Origin of the sequence: Spelaeicoccus albus, assembly GCF_013409065.1 — a bacterium.
Taxonomy (GTDB): domain Bacteria; phylum Actinomycetota; class Actinomycetes; order Actinomycetales; family Brevibacteriaceae; genus Spelaeicoccus; species Spelaeicoccus albus.
The window spans coordinates 3,360,791-3,376,550 of record NZ_JACBZP010000001.1 but is presented as its reverse complement, the minus strand read 5'-3'; the positions used below and the strand labels follow the sequence as shown (position 1 = coordinate 3,376,550).

15 protein-coding genes and 1 pseudogene are annotated in these 15,760 nt (G+C 55.5%); 4 read left to right on the top strand and 12 right to left on the bottom strand.

Annotated elements, in window-relative coordinates:
* Positions 1–302: 302 nt before the first annotated feature.
* The 8 genes from BJY26_RS19640 to BJY26_RS15605 all read right to left on the bottom strand — a co-directional run bounded on the left by BJY26_RS19640 (position 303) and on the right by BJY26_RS15605 (position 6,622).
* A complete protein-coding gene (locus BJY26_RS19640; protein ID WP_308191210.1) occupies positions 303–449 on the bottom strand; it encodes a hypothetical protein in 147 nt (48 codons plus the stop codon).
* Positions 386–604, bottom strand: a complete 219-nt coding sequence (locus BJY26_RS19635; protein WP_308191207.1) for an aldehyde dehydrogenase family protein — start codon at positions 602–604, stop codon at positions 386–388. The genes BJY26_RS19640 and BJY26_RS19635 overlap by 64 nt, the downstream gene beginning before the upstream one ends.
* A 106-nt stretch (positions 605–710) precedes the next feature.
* Positions 711–1,856: an NAD(P)/FAD-dependent oxidoreductase gene (locus BJY26_RS15630; protein ID WP_179429119.1), complete on the bottom strand. Its 1,146-nt coding sequence runs from the start codon at positions 1,854–1,856 to the stop codon at positions 711–713.
* A gap of 30 nt (positions 1,857–1,886) precedes the next feature.
* The gene (locus BJY26_RS15625; RefSeq protein WP_179429118.1) at positions 1,887–2,651 is read right to left on the bottom strand and encodes an amino acid ABC transporter ATP-binding protein; all 765 of its coding nucleotides are present in this window, start codon (positions 2,649–2,651) and stop codon (positions 1,887–1,889) included.
* 9 nt (positions 2,652–2,660) lie between these two features.
* Complete coding sequence (locus BJY26_RS15620) at positions 2,661–3,539, bottom strand: amino acid ABC transporter permease (protein WP_179429117.1); 879 nt, start codon at positions 3,537–3,539, stop codon at positions 2,661–2,663.
* 15 nt (positions 3,540–3,554) lie between these two features.
* Positions 3,555–4,505, bottom strand: a complete 951-nt coding sequence (locus BJY26_RS15615; RefSeq protein ID WP_179429116.1) for an ABC transporter substrate-binding protein — start codon at positions 4,503–4,505, stop codon at positions 3,555–3,557.
* Positions 4,506–4,539: 34 nt separating this feature from the next.
* Positions 4,540–5,646 carry an NAD(P)/FAD-dependent oxidoreductase gene (locus BJY26_RS15610; protein WP_179429115.1) on the bottom strand — a complete coding sequence of 369 codons (1,107 nt, stop codon included), beginning with the start codon at positions 5,644–5,646 and terminating at the stop codon, positions 4,540–4,542.
* 271 nt (positions 5,647–5,917) lie between these two features.
* Positions 5,918–6,622: a GntR family transcriptional regulator gene (locus BJY26_RS15605; RefSeq protein WP_179429114.1), complete on the bottom strand. Its 705-nt coding sequence runs from the start codon at positions 6,620–6,622 to the stop codon at positions 5,918–5,920.
* 782 nt (positions 6,623–7,404) lie between these two features.
* On the opposite strand from BJY26_RS15605, the gene BJY26_RS19425 reads away from it, so the two are divergent.
* On the top strand, positions 7,405–7,971 hold the full coding sequence (locus BJY26_RS19425; RefSeq protein WP_269151099.1) for an NUDIX domain-containing protein: 567 nt from the start codon (positions 7,405–7,407) through the stop codon (positions 7,969–7,971).
* Positions 7,972–9,252: 1,281 nt separating this feature from the next.
* Here the strand turns inward: BJY26_RS19425 and BJY26_RS15595 are convergent.
* Positions 9,253–9,801 carry a hypothetical protein gene (locus BJY26_RS15595; RefSeq protein ID WP_179429112.1) on the bottom strand — a complete coding sequence of 183 codons (549 nt, stop codon included), beginning with the start codon at positions 9,799–9,801 and terminating at the stop codon, positions 9,253–9,255.
* Positions 9,802–10,155: 354 nt separating this feature from the next.
* Between BJY26_RS15595 and BJY26_RS15590 the strand changes: the two genes are divergently transcribed.
* Positions 10,156–10,305: a hypothetical protein gene (locus tag BJY26_RS15590; protein ID WP_179429111.1), complete on the top strand. Its 150-nt coding sequence runs from the start codon at positions 10,156–10,158 to the stop codon at positions 10,303–10,305.
* Positions 10,306–11,162: 857 nt separating this feature from the next.
* Here BJY26_RS15590 and BJY26_RS15585 read toward each other — a convergent pair.
* Both BJY26_RS15585 and BJY26_RS15580 read right to left on the bottom strand, forming a co-directional pair.
* Positions 11,163–12,575 (bottom strand): MFS transporter, encoded by a 1,413-nt coding sequence (locus BJY26_RS15585; RefSeq protein WP_218852461.1) that lies wholly within the window; start codon positions 12,573–12,575, stop codon positions 11,163–11,165.
* Positions 12,576–12,596: 21 nt separating this feature from the next.
* On the bottom strand, positions 12,597–13,442 hold the full coding sequence (locus BJY26_RS15580) for an amidohydrolase family protein (RefSeq protein WP_179429110.1): 846 nt from the start codon (positions 13,440–13,442) through the stop codon (positions 12,597–12,599).
* Positions 13,443–13,513: 71 nt separating this feature from the next.
* Here BJY26_RS15580 and BJY26_RS19760 point away from each other — a divergent pair.
* Positions 13,514–13,693: pseudogene (locus BJY26_RS19760) on the top strand (helix-turn-helix domain-containing protein); the annotation flags it as partial.
* Positions 13,694–13,753: 60 nt separating this feature from the next.
* Complete coding sequence (locus BJY26_RS15575) at positions 13,754–14,419, top strand: substrate-binding domain-containing protein (RefSeq protein WP_237248766.1); 666 nt, start codon at positions 13,754–13,756, stop codon at positions 14,417–14,419.
* Positions 14,420–14,912: 493 nt separating this feature from the next.
* On the opposite strand, the gene BJY26_RS15570 is transcribed toward BJY26_RS15575, so the two are convergent.
* On the bottom strand, positions 14,913–15,680 hold the full coding sequence (locus BJY26_RS15570; protein WP_179429108.1) for a TrmB family transcriptional regulator: 768 nt from the start codon (positions 15,678–15,680) through the stop codon (positions 14,913–14,915).
* Between the last annotated feature and the right edge of the window lie 80 nt (positions 15,681–15,760).

Here is a 15,760-nt window from a genome sequence, read left to right as displayed (position 1 = left end):
CGCAGTTCATGCATGTAGATAGCTACAACTGAATTTTAACGGGGCGATCTTCATTCGCATTCGGAGCATCGCAAGCGACCGGCCATTGTCGTGAAACGCCGCTGGCGATGGTTACCCTAGCTGAACTCTCATCCCAATTGTTGAACACGCGTGGCTTTTGAAGAGCACCATGTCGTGGCTGGCCACTTCCGATGACTTCCATCATCGCAACCAATAATCAGCCCCCTTGAAGCGACCATAAAGTAAGAGGACTCGGACTGAGTGTGCGGAAATTGGTGGATGCCGTCAGCACTCTGACCCATTCACGGATGGTGTTCGACGACGAGTCCTTGATTCCGCCGACCGGCACGTGCAGGTCGAGGCCGGGAACTCGCGCGATTGACCTTCACGACCCCTGCTTGGACGCGTGTCGCGAAGTCAATTGAGTGTGCGAGGCTTTCGGTGCAGATTCCTGCGGTGAGTCCATAGCGGGAGTTGTTGAGTGCATCGAGAACGGCATCGTATTCGGGACGTCAAGCACCGCGACGATGGGACCGAAGATTTCGTCAGTCGCAATCGGCGTATCGTGTTCAACATCGGTCGCGACCACCGGGCTGAACTTCATCCCGTCGAAGGCTCCGTTTGGGCGAATCGAGACGTATCGCCGGCCAGGATGGCGGGCCGGCGACGTGTCCCAAAAAGCGATCAAGGCGAACGTGATTCGTGCCAAATTACTGGGATGAAAATCTGGCAATCGAAAACGGGGAAAGCATATTCGGCTTATCACCGGTTTTGAGCCATGAGGCGATTAATTCCGTGAACCCGAGTGAGATAGCGAACCCGTGCCCGCTCCAACCGACGCCGAAGTAAGTGTTCACGATACCGGTAGGCTGATCAATAATCGGGATCCCATCTACGCAGACAGTATCCCTACGCTCGTGGTTGACCTTGTCAAAGACCGCATCAGAGAGGAACGGGAAAGTTGCGACGGCGTCTTGAACATTGTATGTCATCGCCTTTAAACTGCCGTGCGCGCCCAATGAATCGTTGTCGATGCCCAGACCGCCGGACAACATGAACGTACCGTCGGGCAGCTGTTTCATTGACAACTTTCGTCCGAGGTGCGAAATAAGTTGATTGATCACCTTGTCTCGATTGTCACGAACATAAACCATCTGCGGGTAAATGGACCAGAGCGGCAAATCTTGTCCTTGACCGGGGGGCAATAGCTCGGGGACGGAAGTATTGCACAGAAGCACCAAGGATTGATTAACTCCAACGCTTTCACCCGAGTCCAAATCGATAGATTTAGCACGACCTTCTGAGTAATTTACTGTGGCAACGGAAGTACCTGTGACGACATCGACTCCGGCTTCACTCGCTCGGCTCCCGAACTGCTGGGTCGCGTACGTATGATTTGCCGTGCCGTCTTCGGGGCAGTAAAGCGCTCCAACGACGGACGGTGACAATTCCGGCTCTAGTTCAAAAAGTCGATCGCCTTCCAGATATGTTGTGTTGACGCCCAATCGCGTCTGGGCTGTCGCACGTTGACGTGCGAGTCCTTTCAATTCATCGAGCGAACCAGCGGGAGGCGTGTCGAACACCGCGAGTCCACCGGTTCGACGATACCCAACGCCCGCGGTAAAGGTTTCCTCGTAAGCCTTCCAAAGCTCGCGTGCTCTGGCTGCGATAGGGAGCTCGCGCAAATCGCGCCCCGATGCCCGCACGCCGCGCTCACCTGGCCCACCGGATGCTCCTGCCGCAAAATTATCAGACTCGAAGAGGCCGATTGAGCAATCTTCTTTGGATAATGCATAGGCGAGAGATGTCCCGTATATGCCGCCACCAACGATCACGATGTCATAACTAGACTGCATGTTCATTCCTAACTCGGGGGTGTGATTGTGCTACAGAACTTTTGATAAAAAATCCTTTGTTCTTGGATTAGAAGGAGTATCTAAAACGCGCGCGGGCGAACCTTCTTCGATGACACGCCCCTCGGCCATAAACACGACGTTGTCGGCAACTTCACGCGCAAATCCCATTTCATGGGTGACGACGACCATGGTCATGCCAGTTCGCGCGAGTTCCTTCATCGCGTACAGGACTTCGCCTACCAATTCAGGGTCGAGCGCCGACGTCGGTTCATCGAAGAGCATCAGATCTGGCTGCATATTGAGGGCACGGGCGATAGCGACACGCTGCTGTTGTCCGCCCGACAACTCGGACGGGTAAGAGTCAGCTTTGTCGCCTAGGCCAACCTGCCCGAGTAGACTGGCGGCGCGCGACTGTGCTTCGGCACGGCCTTCGTGAAGGACGCGAATCGGGCCCTCGCAGAGGTTTTGCATAACCGTCATATGTGGAAATAGGTTGAATTGTTGAAATACCATTCCCATTTTCCGACGCTGGAAACATATGGAACGCTCCGTCATTTCGTAAGGAGTGCCATTACGATATTCAATACCGATTAGTTCACCGTCCACCGAGATGGAACCGGAATCTGGTCTCACTAAACAATTTATACAATTAAGTAAGGTACTTTTACCGGAACCCGATGGCCCGATAATGCATAAGACCTCGCCACTGTCAACGTGCAAACTTACATCGCGAACGGCGTATTCATCAGCGAACAGTTTTGTAACGTGCTTTACGTCAACTAACCTTGAAGTCATACCGTCATCCTACCTTTCGCGATATTTTCGTTCGACAAATGACTGGCCTAATGTGAATAAAGATACAACAACCAAATACCAGATACATGCGACTATAAGCAGTGGAATCGTCTGGTAGGTGCGCGAATATATCAACTGCGCTGAATACAGCAATTCAGCGAATGAAATAACGCTCACAAGAGACGTGTTCTTGATCATAGAAATGACCTCATTGCCAATCGGTGGAATGATAACTTTCATCGATTGAGGCAAAATAATTCTTCGCATAATTAAGGCACCCGGCATACCGACCGCGCGCGCTGCCAAAAACTGGCCGCGTGGGACGGAGAGAATGCCGCCGCGGATCACTTCAGCGGTATACGCAGCCTGTGCGAGGCCCAGCCCTAATATGGCCGCGGTAAAAGGGCTGATGATGCTGTTCGTGTTAGCCTCGAGTAAAGACGGTCCGAACGGTATGCCAATTTTTAGAGTTTGATATAGAGCGGCGAAGTTGTACCAGAAGATGAGTTGCACGAGAGGCGGGATACTTCGAAAAAACCATATGTATAACCAGCTTAAGACATTAAGCAACCTGTTGTTGCTTAATCTCATTAGTGCGAGTAGGGTGCCCAGGACTAGTCCAATGGCCATGGCAATGACCGTAAGTTCCAGAGTTTTCAGCAATCCCTCGAGGATACGAACGTCAAAGAGGTATTGCCCAACCACCGGCCATTCAAATCCCGGATTAGTGGATACGCTTATCGCGATCAGTATTATTAGAACTGTAGCGACTAGCGTTGCTGCCCACTGCCCTGGATGCTTTCGTTTGACCGGGACCAGGCCGGGGGTCAATTGACCTCCCTCGTCTGAAGTTGCCGCTGCTGTCACATTGTCGGCGCGGTCATTCATATTAATAGCGCCTTACTACTTCGGTGTACCGGTCGGATTCAATTGCGCGTTCGCTATAGCGGAGTCTTTCAACCCCCAGTTCTTCAGAAGGAGCGCATATGATCCGCCGTCGATGAGTTTTTGAATCGCTTGCTTGACCAGTGGTGATAGCTTGCTGTTTTTGCTGAACCCTGGGCCGATGTATGCCTTGTCTGTGTAGTGACCAACTATTTTCGCTTTACCGTTCGATTGTTTGACAAAGTAACTGACGGCGGTCGACCCTAACCAAAACACATCGGTTCTGCCGTTCGTCACGCTATGGGCGGCCTGGTCCGCTCCGTTGAAGACGTGCAGATTGATCGGTTCCTTATTCAGTTTTTCACACTTCTTCTTATCCTTGACATCTTTTGCGAACTCTTGTTCGCGTGAGCCGCGGGTCGTGGCTACGTTTATGCCACAAAGCTGGGTGAGTTTGGTGATGTTCTTCAGCGAAGAATCGGTGCGGGCTGCGAAGAGTTCATTTCCGGCGAGCCAGGCGACCTGGTCAATTATTGTTTCACGCTGCTCCGTAACACCCATTTGTCCGATTGCCATATTGATGCGTTTCGATTGCAACGACGGGATCAGGGAGTCGAATTGCAATGGTGTGAACTTGATTTTGACACCCATCGTTTTGCCGACAGCCTTGGCCAAATCGACTTCCCATCCAGCGAAATTTCCGTTTTCGTCTTTGTACTCGTCGGGCGGCGATCCTGGGTCCGCACCAACGTTGATGACTCCGGAGCTAGCTATTTTGCTGGGGAGCTTGTTATGTAGCGACTTGTCGGTCTTGATTTTCGAAATTATGGAGTTGCTTGACCCTCCTGATTCTGTGGTCGACGACGGTTTTTGGTTGGATGGGCCCTCTGAATCCTGGTTCGAACATGCGGCCACCGACAATGCGAGTACCGCGACGACGCTAGTGATTAAAGTGCGCTTGTTATTCATCTCGTGCTCCTTTGAACAAGTGACTAGTTGTGGGCTAGGACAATTCGTTGAAGCGATTCGGGTCGAAGCGGCTCGTGAGGAGGTCGTTTCGCGTGCCGTCGACGACGTACTCGGTGATGAGCCGACCGATGAGTGGCCCCATCGTCACGCCGCTGTGCGTAACGGCTTCGAAATAGTTGTCGATGCCGTCGACGGCGCCGACGCACGAGAACTGGTCTTCGGGGATCGGGCGCACTCCCATGTAAACGCCGGCTATTGGCGCGGACTCGAGGGCTGGGAGGAAGTTGGCAGCTTTAGTGCGCATGACCTCAACGATCTCTGTCCGATCAGTGGCGGCCCCCTGAGCCATCATGCCGTCCACGGCATCGGAATGAGTACGTACGCAACCGTTGACGTCCGGACGGATTTCCACCTGGTCGGACAAGACGATCTTGTCGATATCGAGATCCGGAGCAAAGAACTTGATAGTCATACCCTTGGTCGGGGCCAGAGGAAGGTGCCGGCCCACGAGCGCCGCGATTCGGTCGGCCTTTGGGCCGGCTGCATTGACGACGACGTCGGTGAGGAAGGTAGTTCCGTCTGCCAGTGTGAGTCGATAGGCGGATCCTTCGGCATCGATCCGCGTGACGGCGCAGCCTTGTTGGTATTCGGCCCCGCATGCGGCTGCGGCGCCGATGAGTTCTTGAGTGGCGCCATTGGTGTCGATCCATCCCTCATCCGGATAATGGGCGACGAACTCGTCCGGATCGACAATTGTGGCCTGGGGGAGATGCTGACCGAACGCGGTTGCCGCGTTCGTTCGTTCCACCCCGTAGCCCCACGCTTCAAGCTCTGCCGCACGGTCTTCAAGGTTCGGGGTGCACGCGGCCTGTGCAAGTGTTCCGGTGAGGTGGAGCCAATCGGCAGCAAGCTCGGACTTGAGTCGATAATACTCACGGACACCGGCAAAATTGAGGTCGAAATAATCCTTCGGGCGCTTACTACTGGCATTCAGCCAAGCCATACTCGCAGCACTGGTTCCTCCACCTGGCGTTGACGTATCGATCACCTGAAGTTCGACACTTGACGTTTGCGCGAGCCGATAGGCGATCGACGCCCCTACAACGCCGGCTCCGATGACCGTGACTCTTCTGCTCGCCATTGACTGTGTCCCTCTCCGTCGAGCTCGAAGGCGCCGATACTTCTGCGTGACAATCGGCGTTGAGTCCTATGTGATATATGCCACCCAGGCTTGTGGCCAGTTTCTGCGACTGAGAATCGATTGTCAATAGTTAGTCGATTAACAATTCGATCTAGTGTGGTCACGGGATGGGTGTACGATCCAGTGAAAGGCAGTAGGGTATTCGCGCCGCGAGGCGTTCGTTCCTCGGGTGGCGGGGTAGGGCGTCCGACGTGGGATGCCAGTAGCCGAGCTATTTCGAAATGGTCGTGTCGATGTCGCCGATCTTCTCGGTTCGACTGAGAAGAATGTCAATTGTGCGTTGTAGATGGGAAGTATGGAGCGCGACTGTCTTGTCGGCGTCGCGCGCCAGTACGGCATCCAAGAGCTGTTTGTGGTTGGCGGCAACCTCAGTCTCTGAGTCCGGGGCGTCTTGAGTAGTCCAGCCTCGATATAGTTCTGCCGCTTCAGAGAGGTTGCGGCAAATGTCAATGAGCGTGTCGTTGCCGCAGCCTTCAAAGAGCTTTTGATGGTAGATGGTGTGTGCGCGTGCCCACTCGTCGTTGCGGTGGGCTGGGTCGTCTGGGGAGTACATTGATAGACCGGCCATCACGTGGTGAGCTGCGAGAACTGTCGATTCCCATGCGAGGTCATGACGCTCGACGGCAAGCCGCAATGCGGCGCATTCATTGATCTTTCGGACATACATAAGGTCGACGAGGTCTCGAATCGACAATTGCTTGACGTGAAACCCGCGGTTGTGCTCAATCTGGACGAGACCCTGCGCGACGAGTTGCGTGAGTGCTTCGCGAATGACGCTGACACTGACGCCAAGGCCGGCTTTCAACCCTTCCGGACTGAGTCGTTCGCCCGAAGTCAGGCGTCCAGACGTGATATCCGAATGCAGGCGGTCGAAGACTGCCTGTGTCTTCGTTGCGGAACTTCCACGCTTTGACATGTTCGATAGTTTAACATTGTGCAATAGAATCGATTAATAGTATATAAAGTGAATAAGAATGGCTGGGTCAGATGAGTCGGGTCTTTAATGTACTGCCCAAGGAAGCCTGTGCAGAAAGTCCAGATAGTACCCATATCTGAGTGTGAGGGGCGCTCAGGGCGACAGTGAGAGCATCCGCGATCGGACCGGAATCGATTTTCTGTGCGCACCATGATGCCTTGGATGTGAGCTATTTTCTTCCTTGACGATCCTCGAAACGTCGGTGACACGGAATTCGAGCTCGTCGATCTCGTTTGTAGCTTCGTTGAGTTCCTGTACGGACTTCGGAAGGCCGGAAGGTTCAAGCGCTGGGCATCTGCGATGAGTCGACGCTCTTTGTTTACCCGCACTTGGTGAGCTGTCGGGAATGGCAGCGGAGAGTCTTTAACGATCTTGTTATTTGCTTCTGCCGACAAGCCGCCCGGTTCGATCAACCCGCCGTTGGCGTAGGCCCGGCGCACTTCGTCCAGACGATCGTATTGCAAGTCGATTTCTCAACAACGCGCTGGACGGAGCCGAGAATCACATTCACCAGCGCACTATCGACGCGTCTGCTGACTTGTTCACGACGATGAAACGGTGGAAGCCGACTGCCGATAAGGCGGCTGCGTAAACTACGCGTCGCAAGAAGCCAGCCCGGCTCCGGCCGAGCCCCGTGTTTTTCTCTTTTTCGCGGAGGCGTTCGTCTTGTGAGGACACTTCACAGCGAGGATCATCGCACGGCGCCGTGCGATGATCGGATTATGGGATCAAACGGGGACGCTTACCTTAAGGATTATCCTGCGGCCCTCCCGCGCCTGTTCGAACCGGCCTACGTCGACTACGCAGACGCGGACATACGGGGCACGTTGCAGGAACCACCACCACAGCTGGTACACCGCGTACACGCAGTGGCGTGTCCGACACCCGGGAGAGTCACCGTCTGCGAGTCCGAGGATGGGTGGCGGTTTCTGCCCGGTGGGCGATTGGAACTCGGCGAGAGTATCAATCAGGCGTTGACCAGAGAACTGCTGGAAGAAGCAGGATGCCGACCCGAGCCGGGTGCCATGTGCCGGTTGTTCTTCAGTCATATTGCGACGAGCCGACGATTGGAGCCCTACATGCCGCATGTGCCGCACCCTGTGGCATGGTGGACATTCGCGGTGCTGCCGACCGAAGTTGTTGGTCAGCCGACGTGCCCGGTCGACGGCGAACAAATTACCAAGGTCTCGCACGTCTCCGTCGAAAAAGCCATCGAAGTACTCTCGGCGGGTAGTGATCCAATGCACGCTGACATCGTTCGCCTTGCCGTCCACCTGCAGCTAATCTGAAGTGACGCTCTCGTACCCATATCTTGAGCATCATGGCTTTGGTCACGCCCCTTCCGGCCCGCACGGCCACCGCAGGCCGCGCTGCGAGGCAACCTCTCCACCTATCGTCCTTTAGCGGATTGGTTACTGAGACGAGCTAATCCGCAACTGCAGCAATGGCTTCAACCTCTACCAGTCGGTGGGCATATCCGAGGACCGTCACTTCGACCAGAGTGCTAGGCAAGCCATGGGCGCCGAAGGCATCTCGCACTACTTCCCAATCGGCGACAAGGTCGCTCTGCTGCGTAGAAACGACCGGGACTTGCGTCTTGATGACGTCTTCGCTGGTTGCCCCGGCCTCGTGCAAAGCCGCGTTCACACTGAGCGAGGAATGCGGTGGCGGGGCAATGTCTGCGGGACACTGGTGGTTGCAGTTCCGAGTCGCCCGCATTGTCGACCTTCTTAAATATGAGGTCGTAGTTGAGCACGAGCCAACACAATCGGACGTGTGTGTCGGTGGCGCCGAGTACTCCCTCGAGGTTCAGAGGTGGAGCACAAGGTTCGCCAAACGGACCCAAGATCGGATGGCGAACGGGCCCAATGTGGCATGGCTGCTTCCCTGCGATGCGTCGGGTAGGTGAGTCTCGCAAGCGCTTTTCACATTGCCGGCGGTCCGTCTGGCTGTCGTGTCGCGCCACGACAAACGAAAACCGCTCAGACCGTGGGCTGGTGTGGGAATGTCGGACGAAGCGCGACTTCGCGCTTCCGCGACGGCGGGGTACCTGAACGAGCAAGGTAGTGAATTTTCGACAGGTTCGCGGGATGCCATGGCGTTCTTTCGTGAGACACTCACCGGCGAGCGGCGTTGGTGTCGGCCAGGGACGTTACCAGTGGTCAGAAATTGAAAATGCGGCATTTGGGCTCTTTCCGTGGACGTCGAACGTTGCCGAGTGCACCAAGTCGAAGAAACTGAAATGCGACGACATGCTCGCGAGGTGGCCGATGGGAGGCGTGCATTTTGTGTGGCACTGACGGCGCAAAAATCTCCATTGGTATTTGAGCGATGACGTGGCCGTTATGGTGACAACCGCAGCGGACTGACGTCCGTGGAAGTGCGCGAGCCAATGACGACGGTCGCCAACAATTTCGACTACACCTGCTGTAAGCCGCATGCTGTAGCGACCCGAGGGGCGCCGGGCCCGCGCGATCGTAAGAAACAGACGAGGAATATCTAGGACGAGTGCGACGTGAGAGGAGATCAGCGCGTTTGTCGATCACCAGTGGCCTCGACGACACCGTCGCTCATGCGCGAGAGACATATAGTACGGCAAGCATCATCGCGATGAGGAGGACGCCGACGATGGCGCACCAGATGAGTCTTTTGAAGGCTTTACGATTAGAGTCGTCGGGATGGCGCATGACGTGTGCGACAACGACGAACAGCAATGCCAGTATTGCTCCCGCGACCAGATCTGCTGGGGCATTGTGCTCAGAGTCTGTCCCGTAGCCAATCATGAGACTGGCGAAGCCCAGGGCGAGAATTCCGAAAAATTCTGCCCACCATCGCCAGAAAGTCTTTGCAATCCGCGCTGTCCATCGACCTCGCGTGCCGGTGTCCGCTGTGCATTCGACAAGTGTCGTGACTGCGATCAAAGCGACGGGTATGAAACGAAAATTTGATTGTTGATTTGAGTTGATGTCGACGACCAACGCGGCTCCGAATGCGGCCGTCGCGAGTGACGTTGTGTCGCTCGCGATTTCCGCGACGATTGGCAGCGGCGTGCGCTTTCGGTGGCCGGGTAAGCCCTGGAGCGGTGCGCTTCCACCTGCGGGTTGCTTGGATCGTGCCATGATTTCCTCGGTCGAGTAGAGCTTGAAAGATCGAGCTGTCAATGCAGGCGATGTTATCGCGGCGGAAGCGATAGTTGTCACCTTGCCGACTTAATCTGCCGCCTCTTGATCCTGACGAACGAGTATTGGGCGGTACACCCCAGCTTGTCGACAATGGACTACACAGCGATGCCTAACAAGGCGAAAATGTTGAACGGCGAGACAGCGATGAACGAGAACCCGCGACCTGGCCGGGCCCGGGCTCTCGTGACAGGGTCGCGGCATTGGTCAGTTCGGGAAGCCGTCGCCGTCGCGTGGCCTGGGCTCGACAGCAGACCCGACAAGGTACTTGTTCACGGCGGTTGCCCGACAGGGGTGGACGAAGTCGCCGACCAGTATTGGCTGTGCCTGGGACTGTCGGTCGAAGTGTTCCCGGGCGACTGGTCGAAGTACGGCAAGAAGGCTGGCCCGATCAGAAATCAGCAGATGGCCGATCTAGGCGCCGAGCTGGCACCGGCCTTTTAGCTTCCGGACTCTCGCGGCACAGTCGATTGTGTGCGCTGCGCCCGGTTAGCCGGCATCGAGGTTCGCACGATTGAGGCCAGTTGACGAAAGGCCGGACAGATCAGGCGGAAATGCGTCCAAGTCCTCATCAGACAAGCTAGCATCACCTCGGGAAGGCGGAACCACGGAAATCAACGCAATCGAATTCAGCGAGGACGAATATCCCGAACGTGTCAAAGTGACGATGACGCATCGCGAAGCCGAACTAGTCGCAAAATTGGTTGGATGTCTGTCTGCCGATGACGTCAACGAGACAACGGCTGGAGATTCGCATGAACAATGCGAGTATGATCTGTGGGTGGCCTAGTCTGAACACAAAGCGATGGTTAAGGTGCTGGAGAAGTGTTGAACGCAGCTCCTGCAGCTGGCCAAGGCCCTTCCGCGCCTGATGCAGAAGGAACACCCCAGGCGTTGTTGAGGGCTCGTGCCGTGCTGGTCCTCGACGTATGATGATTGGCGACATCTCGCCGAGTCGGACGCATGACGGCACGCATGTTTCGCCCGGCGCGCCCACGTACGATCTTCGCTATGCCGAATTTCTCGTTACTCTGTACGCGCAATATCTGCCGATAGCGCATTGAAGACGCTCGCCGATTCGGAGCCTGGCGCCGTCATACGATGCATCGATTCGGTGGCAAGGATGCCAAGTGTGTGGGAGCTCATCGTCTCCGACGAAACTCACCGTCGCCTATGGTTCTCGCCACTCGGACTTCAAGAACAAACGGGTACGGATTTAGCAGTCTCGACCGATGGCGGGTTCATCGTTCTGGTCCGGCCCGACGTGGTGGCCTGAGCTGACCGATTCTTCGACCGGTGCGCTAACCAGGGTGGCGTGAGGTTTTTAGACGTGATTCGAGTTGTTCCAGGCTGATTGACTTTGTTTGGATGCCGAGGACTGCAGCGGTAGCTGCACAAAGGAGCCAGCTCCCCGCGGCCGTCATGATCAGATAGGTCGCACCTTCGTTCCCGGCAACCGCGAGGATGCCCCCAGCGGCGAGCGGCGCGAGGAAACCACCGAGTCGGCTAAGGGCAAAGCTCGTTCCCGCTCCTCGTCCTCTTAGATGCGTTGGGTAGATTTCCACTTCGTATGTGTGCAGCATCGGGCCGTCGATAAAAATCAGCATTTCGGTGAGGAAACCGAATATGAGGATCAGCGGAACCGAGTCGGAGAAGTAGAAGGCTATGCCGCAGAGCATGTTCAGCGTATAGAAGAGACACATTCCCCATTTACGGTTGATTCGATCCGTCACCTGCGAGGCGATCAGACATCCGACTGGATACGAGATCTGGATGAGCGCGGTGTATCCAAGAGCGTCCAGTATCGAATACCCTTTGGCGGTGAGTATGACCGGAACGAAAGTGGTGAATCCATAAGCCCCGAAGCCTTGGAATAGCTCGATAATCCAAACGCTTAGCGTGCGGCGGAGATACGTCGGGCGAAGCAAGTCGGACGTTTTCACGGACTTGCGCAATGCTGAATCCATCGACGGCGCGGGGATCGCTGGTGGAAGTTTTGAAATGCGATGTTCCGCCATGACCCGTTGTTCGATGTTGTCCATGATGGCGGAGGCTTTTTGGTGGTGCCCTTGACGATCGAGCCAACGGGGAGATTCCGGTACGCGCCTCCGGATGAATACAGTGACGATGGCTCCCGCTGCTCCGATGAGCAGCGCAATTTTAAATCCGGAGATGGGCAAGTTGGTGATGGGGGCTATGAATCGGGCAACGAACCCGCCAGCGGTTCCGCCGAGAAATCCAAATGCCAACATCAGTGCAGTTGCCTTGCCACGATTGTTGGCCTTCATGAATTCTTGGGTATAGGTCGACGAAAGTGGAATCTCTGCGCCGGTTCCGAGTCCAGCGACCACGAGGGCAGCTATAAGTATTCCACCGTTTGGAGCAACGACAGCACACAAGTTGCCGAAGGCCAAGATGCTGAGGTTCAGCGTGAACGCGTTCCTTCGACCAATTTTGTCAGCGAGGCGTCCGAGAATTAAGGCCCCAAGAAAGGTGCCGAAGAACAAGGCTGTTGGCGCCCTTGTTGCTAGGTGGGACTCGCCCAATGAGGACAAGAATGTTGACGAGATGGGGCCGATCGAGTACAGCATGTACGCGTCCCAGAACGTACCGAGCGAGATCAGGAATATCGTTATCGACAAATACCGAGAATGAGGTAGTCGATCGAGCCTTTCGGCTGCGCCGTGCTTCGAAACGTTGACGTCCATTGTCATGACCAAACTCCTTCGTGTGGCTTATGCGGGCAAGTAGGTTGATAGCAGTGCGGCTGGGTTGGAAATTAGGACAGCTTCGCGTTGGGCAGGATCGGGGAACCAATCGTCGATCTGAGCTAGGGTCTCGCTGTAGTCGAAGTTTTCGTGCTCGTGGCTCACCCAGGGCCAGTCGCTGCCCCACAAGACGCGGTCGCCCCGATGGTCGTACAACTGCCGTGCGAGCGAAGAACCGCAACGGGGTTCGACAAGACGGTAAGGCGCAGAGAGTTTCACCCAAGCCTGTCCCGAATTCAGGATCGACAACAAGGCCCGACCGTCCGGGCTGCGGAGGTCGCCGACTAGCCCAAAATGGTCGACCACCAAGGTTGCACCTGCAGCAAGAATCGGTGATGCCATGAGCGGGAGCATGGAGGGTTCGACGAGCACTTCAACGTGGAGTCCGAGAGCCGCAGCGTTTTTGAAAAGCTGAGTGTAATTTTCGTCCGACGGATCTGGTCGATCTGACATTTGCCACCAGTTGAGGCGTATGCCGCAAATTCCCGCACTCGCCAGTTGCGATAGTTGGTCATTGGTGGTCGATGCGGAGACTTGAGCGGTTCCAATAAATCGCCCGCGGCCTATCTTCAGTGCGGTGAGCAGTAGCGAATTATCGTCTCCGTAGAAACTGGGTGCAGTTAACATGGCGTGCGACAAACCGGCTTCGTCGAGCCGACGCAAAAGGTCGTGAGCCGTTGCGTCCACCGCCGGGGTCGAATGTCGCGACGGAGCTAGCGGCGCATCGCGGCGTACAACGTGCGCGTGACAGTCGATTCCCGTAACTGTCGACTTTGGCGGTGTGCCCGGGCGTGTGTGGGGTGGGGCATCCATGTGAATTACGATATGAACTTTTGATCTGTATGCCTATAAGTGAGAATGTCTGATTTGTATAAGCTGCATTTATGCATAGTCTGTCGATTCCGCTGCTCCGAACTTTCTCCGCGATATGTCACTTAAACAGCTTCAGCAGAGCGGCCGCGTCATTAGAGATCTCACAACCAGCTGTGTCGCTACGCGTACGTCAGCTCGAAAGGATGGCTGGAGCGACACTGTTTGACAGACGTGGCGGGGCAGTCACTCTTAGCTCGGCCGGTGTCACGCTGCTCGCGTACGCTGAACGGGTACTACAGGCTGTTGACTCGATGAATAGCTACCTTGAAGAGGCCGACCCGTGGAGTGGGGTGCTCAGGATCGGGAGTTCTGAGCTCTTCGCAATGACCGCATTGCCACGGGTACTTAGCGCGTTCGAATCTTCACACCCGTCTCTCGAGGTCAACCTGACCATTCGGGCGAGCACTTTCTTGATGGACGCGCTTGACCAAGGTCACCTGGATGCGGCGTATGTCAGCGATCCCGATCCGACAACTGACTGTGAATTAATCGAATTAACCCGAACAGACATCGCTGTCTTGAGTAACGGCGAGTTCAATCTGCCTAGCGTGCTGACTCCCGATGATTTGGCGCGGCAGCGCGTATTCATGAACCCGCGACCATCGGCAATCAATTCCATCGTGACTCAATGGCTACGCGACGAGAGCAAATCTACCCTTATCAACACTTGCGACAGTCTGCCGGTGACAATCCAACTCGTTCGTCAAGGGCTAGGCATTGGGGTGGTCCCTCTCTGCATGGTCACGACGGAATCGGATTCGCAAGGTGTCGTCATACACGCCACATCGCCGGAACTTGATCGACTCACCATCTTCTTGGCTCACCGGCGTCGTCTCGCAAGTCAGCGCGTAGATTTTTTGGTTGATACCGCCCGCGCGGCCCTCAAGCACGTGCCGGGATTTAATACCGTTGACTGAGCGCGCGACCGAATGAAGCTACTTCCGGTATTCGATGCTCATAAATATCGGATGGTCACTGGATGTTCGACAACTGACGCACTGTTTAGTGATAGCTCAATAAAGTGGGCGGACGTATTCAGTTCGGGTCCACTCGATGCAAGTTACTCACGCAATCAATCGGTGGGCCTGCCACAGGCCTTCGCGTATATTCCCAACCGGATAGCGCTTCATCCACTCATTGAGGTTGAACTAGGGGAGCGAGTCGACGTTTTGGCTTACCGTATAGCGGACGGTGACGACTTGGCAGAGCAGGCTGGGATATACATATGCCTTCTGGCTTCGCAGGACGTGGTAGTTCGGACTCCCATGGCCGGTAATATTAGGTCGAGCGGGAGCTTGCCCTGGGGCGGAAACGAACAGCGAAAATCCTCCGCTTCGAGCAATACGATGGTGCCAGTGGTTCCAGAAGTCTGTGACGACGTCGACCAGGTCTCCCCAGAGAAATGGTTGGCTAGTTTGCCTCGGGTGACGCTGTGCTGCTTGACGCCCAGAGTATTTCCCAGAGGTTGAGTTGCATTTGAGCGTATTCGGCGCTGTCGATCATCATTGCGAAATTTTCGTCCGGCGGGGATACGACGGCTACGGTGTTGTACCCAATAAACATCGACATGCTGAAAACGTATTTTGGCGGCGCATAGCGCGTTTCGCGAAGTTCCTCCGTGCTTGTAGGCCAACCATGTGAGTAGTCTTTTCCAGGTGAACGGACGACCTGAAGGGTTAAGTTGTTCTCTTTTCGCCCTTCGATATATTCAGTCATCGCCTCTTGTCCGGGTTCAGTGAGCAGATCGCGCATTGACAGGATGCCTTTGAGCGGCGATTGCCAGCTAAGAGTCTCGAAGAGCGCGGTTCGAATTCCGACTGATCCTTCTAAATATCGAACTCGCGGTCTCGCCCCGGACTTGCGCCGCATCGCCTTGAGCTGCGGCACAAGGTCATCGAGAACTTTGCGATGTTGGATCGACTCGTCAATGAGTCTCTGTGGATCGGCCGCGCTGAGGGTGCTTCGTGCGCGGCGCCCTTGACCTTGCTCGCGCGAGGTTTCGGTAACGTCGATCAATCCACGCTGGACAAGGCGTTTCGTGATGTCATATGCGTTCGTTCGACTGACGTCACTGAGCTCGGCAGCGTCGGCAACTGTCAGACCGTCGTGGCTCAATACTGTGAGGTAGAAACGTGCTTCTTTCCCATCGAGTCCAAGTTGGGTTACTGATTCCCACATGCTTCTCCTGTTGTCAAAATCAGTCGACACTTGTTGTTGCTATGCCGGATAGTGCTCGTCTATTGACGGTGTGATCTACA

Excerpts from the sequence above, each read along its gene's own strand:
- BJY26_RS19425 (WP_269151099.1), top strand. The coding sequence starts at position 7,405 with ATGGGATCAAACGGGGACGCTTACCTTAAGGATTATCCTGCGGCCCTC.
- BJY26_RS15585 (WP_218852461.1), bottom strand. The coding sequence starts at position 12,575 with ATGACAATGGACGTCAACGTTTCGAAGCACGGCGCAGCCGAAAGGCTC.
- BJY26_RS15570 (WP_179429108.1), bottom strand. The coding sequence starts at position 15,680 with ATGTGGGAATCAGTAACCCAACTTGGACTCGATGGGAAAGAAGCACGT.
- BJY26_RS19635 (WP_308191207.1), bottom strand. The coding sequence starts at position 604 with ATGAAGTTCAGCCCGGTGGTCGCGACCGATGTTGAACACGATACGCCG.
- BJY26_RS15625 (WP_179429118.1), bottom strand. The coding sequence starts at position 2,651 with ATGACTTCAAGGTTAGTTGACGTAAAGCACGTTACAAAACTGTTCGCT.
- BJY26_RS15575 (WP_237248766.1), top strand. The coding sequence starts at position 13,754 with ATGAATAGCTACCTTGAAGAGGCCGACCCGTGGAGTGGGGTGCTCAGG.
- BJY26_RS15580 (WP_179429110.1), bottom strand. The coding sequence starts at position 13,442 with ATGGATGCCCCACCCCACACACGCCCGGGCACACCGCCAAAGTCGACA.
- BJY26_RS15610 (WP_179429115.1), bottom strand. The coding sequence starts at position 5,646 with ATGGCGAGCAGAAGAGTCACGGTCATCGGAGCCGGCGTTGTAGGGGCG.
- BJY26_RS15605 (WP_179429114.1), bottom strand. The coding sequence starts at position 6,622 with ATGTCAAAGCGTGGAAGTTCCGCAACGAAGACACAGGCAGTCTTCGAC.
- BJY26_RS15620 (WP_179429117.1), bottom strand. The coding sequence starts at position 3,539 with ATGAATGACCGCGCCGACAATGTGACAGCAGCGGCAACTTCAGACGAG.
- BJY26_RS15630 (WP_179429119.1), bottom strand. The coding sequence starts at position 1,856 with ATGCAGTCTAGTTATGACATCGTGATCGTTGGTGGCGGCATATACGGG.
- BJY26_RS15615 (WP_179429116.1), bottom strand. The coding sequence starts at position 4,505 with ATGAATAACAAGCGCACTTTAATCACTAGCGTCGTCGCGGTACTCGCA.
- BJY26_RS15595 (WP_179429112.1), bottom strand. The coding sequence starts at position 9,801 with ATGGCACGATCCAAGCAACCCGCAGGTGGAAGCGCACCGCTCCAGGGC.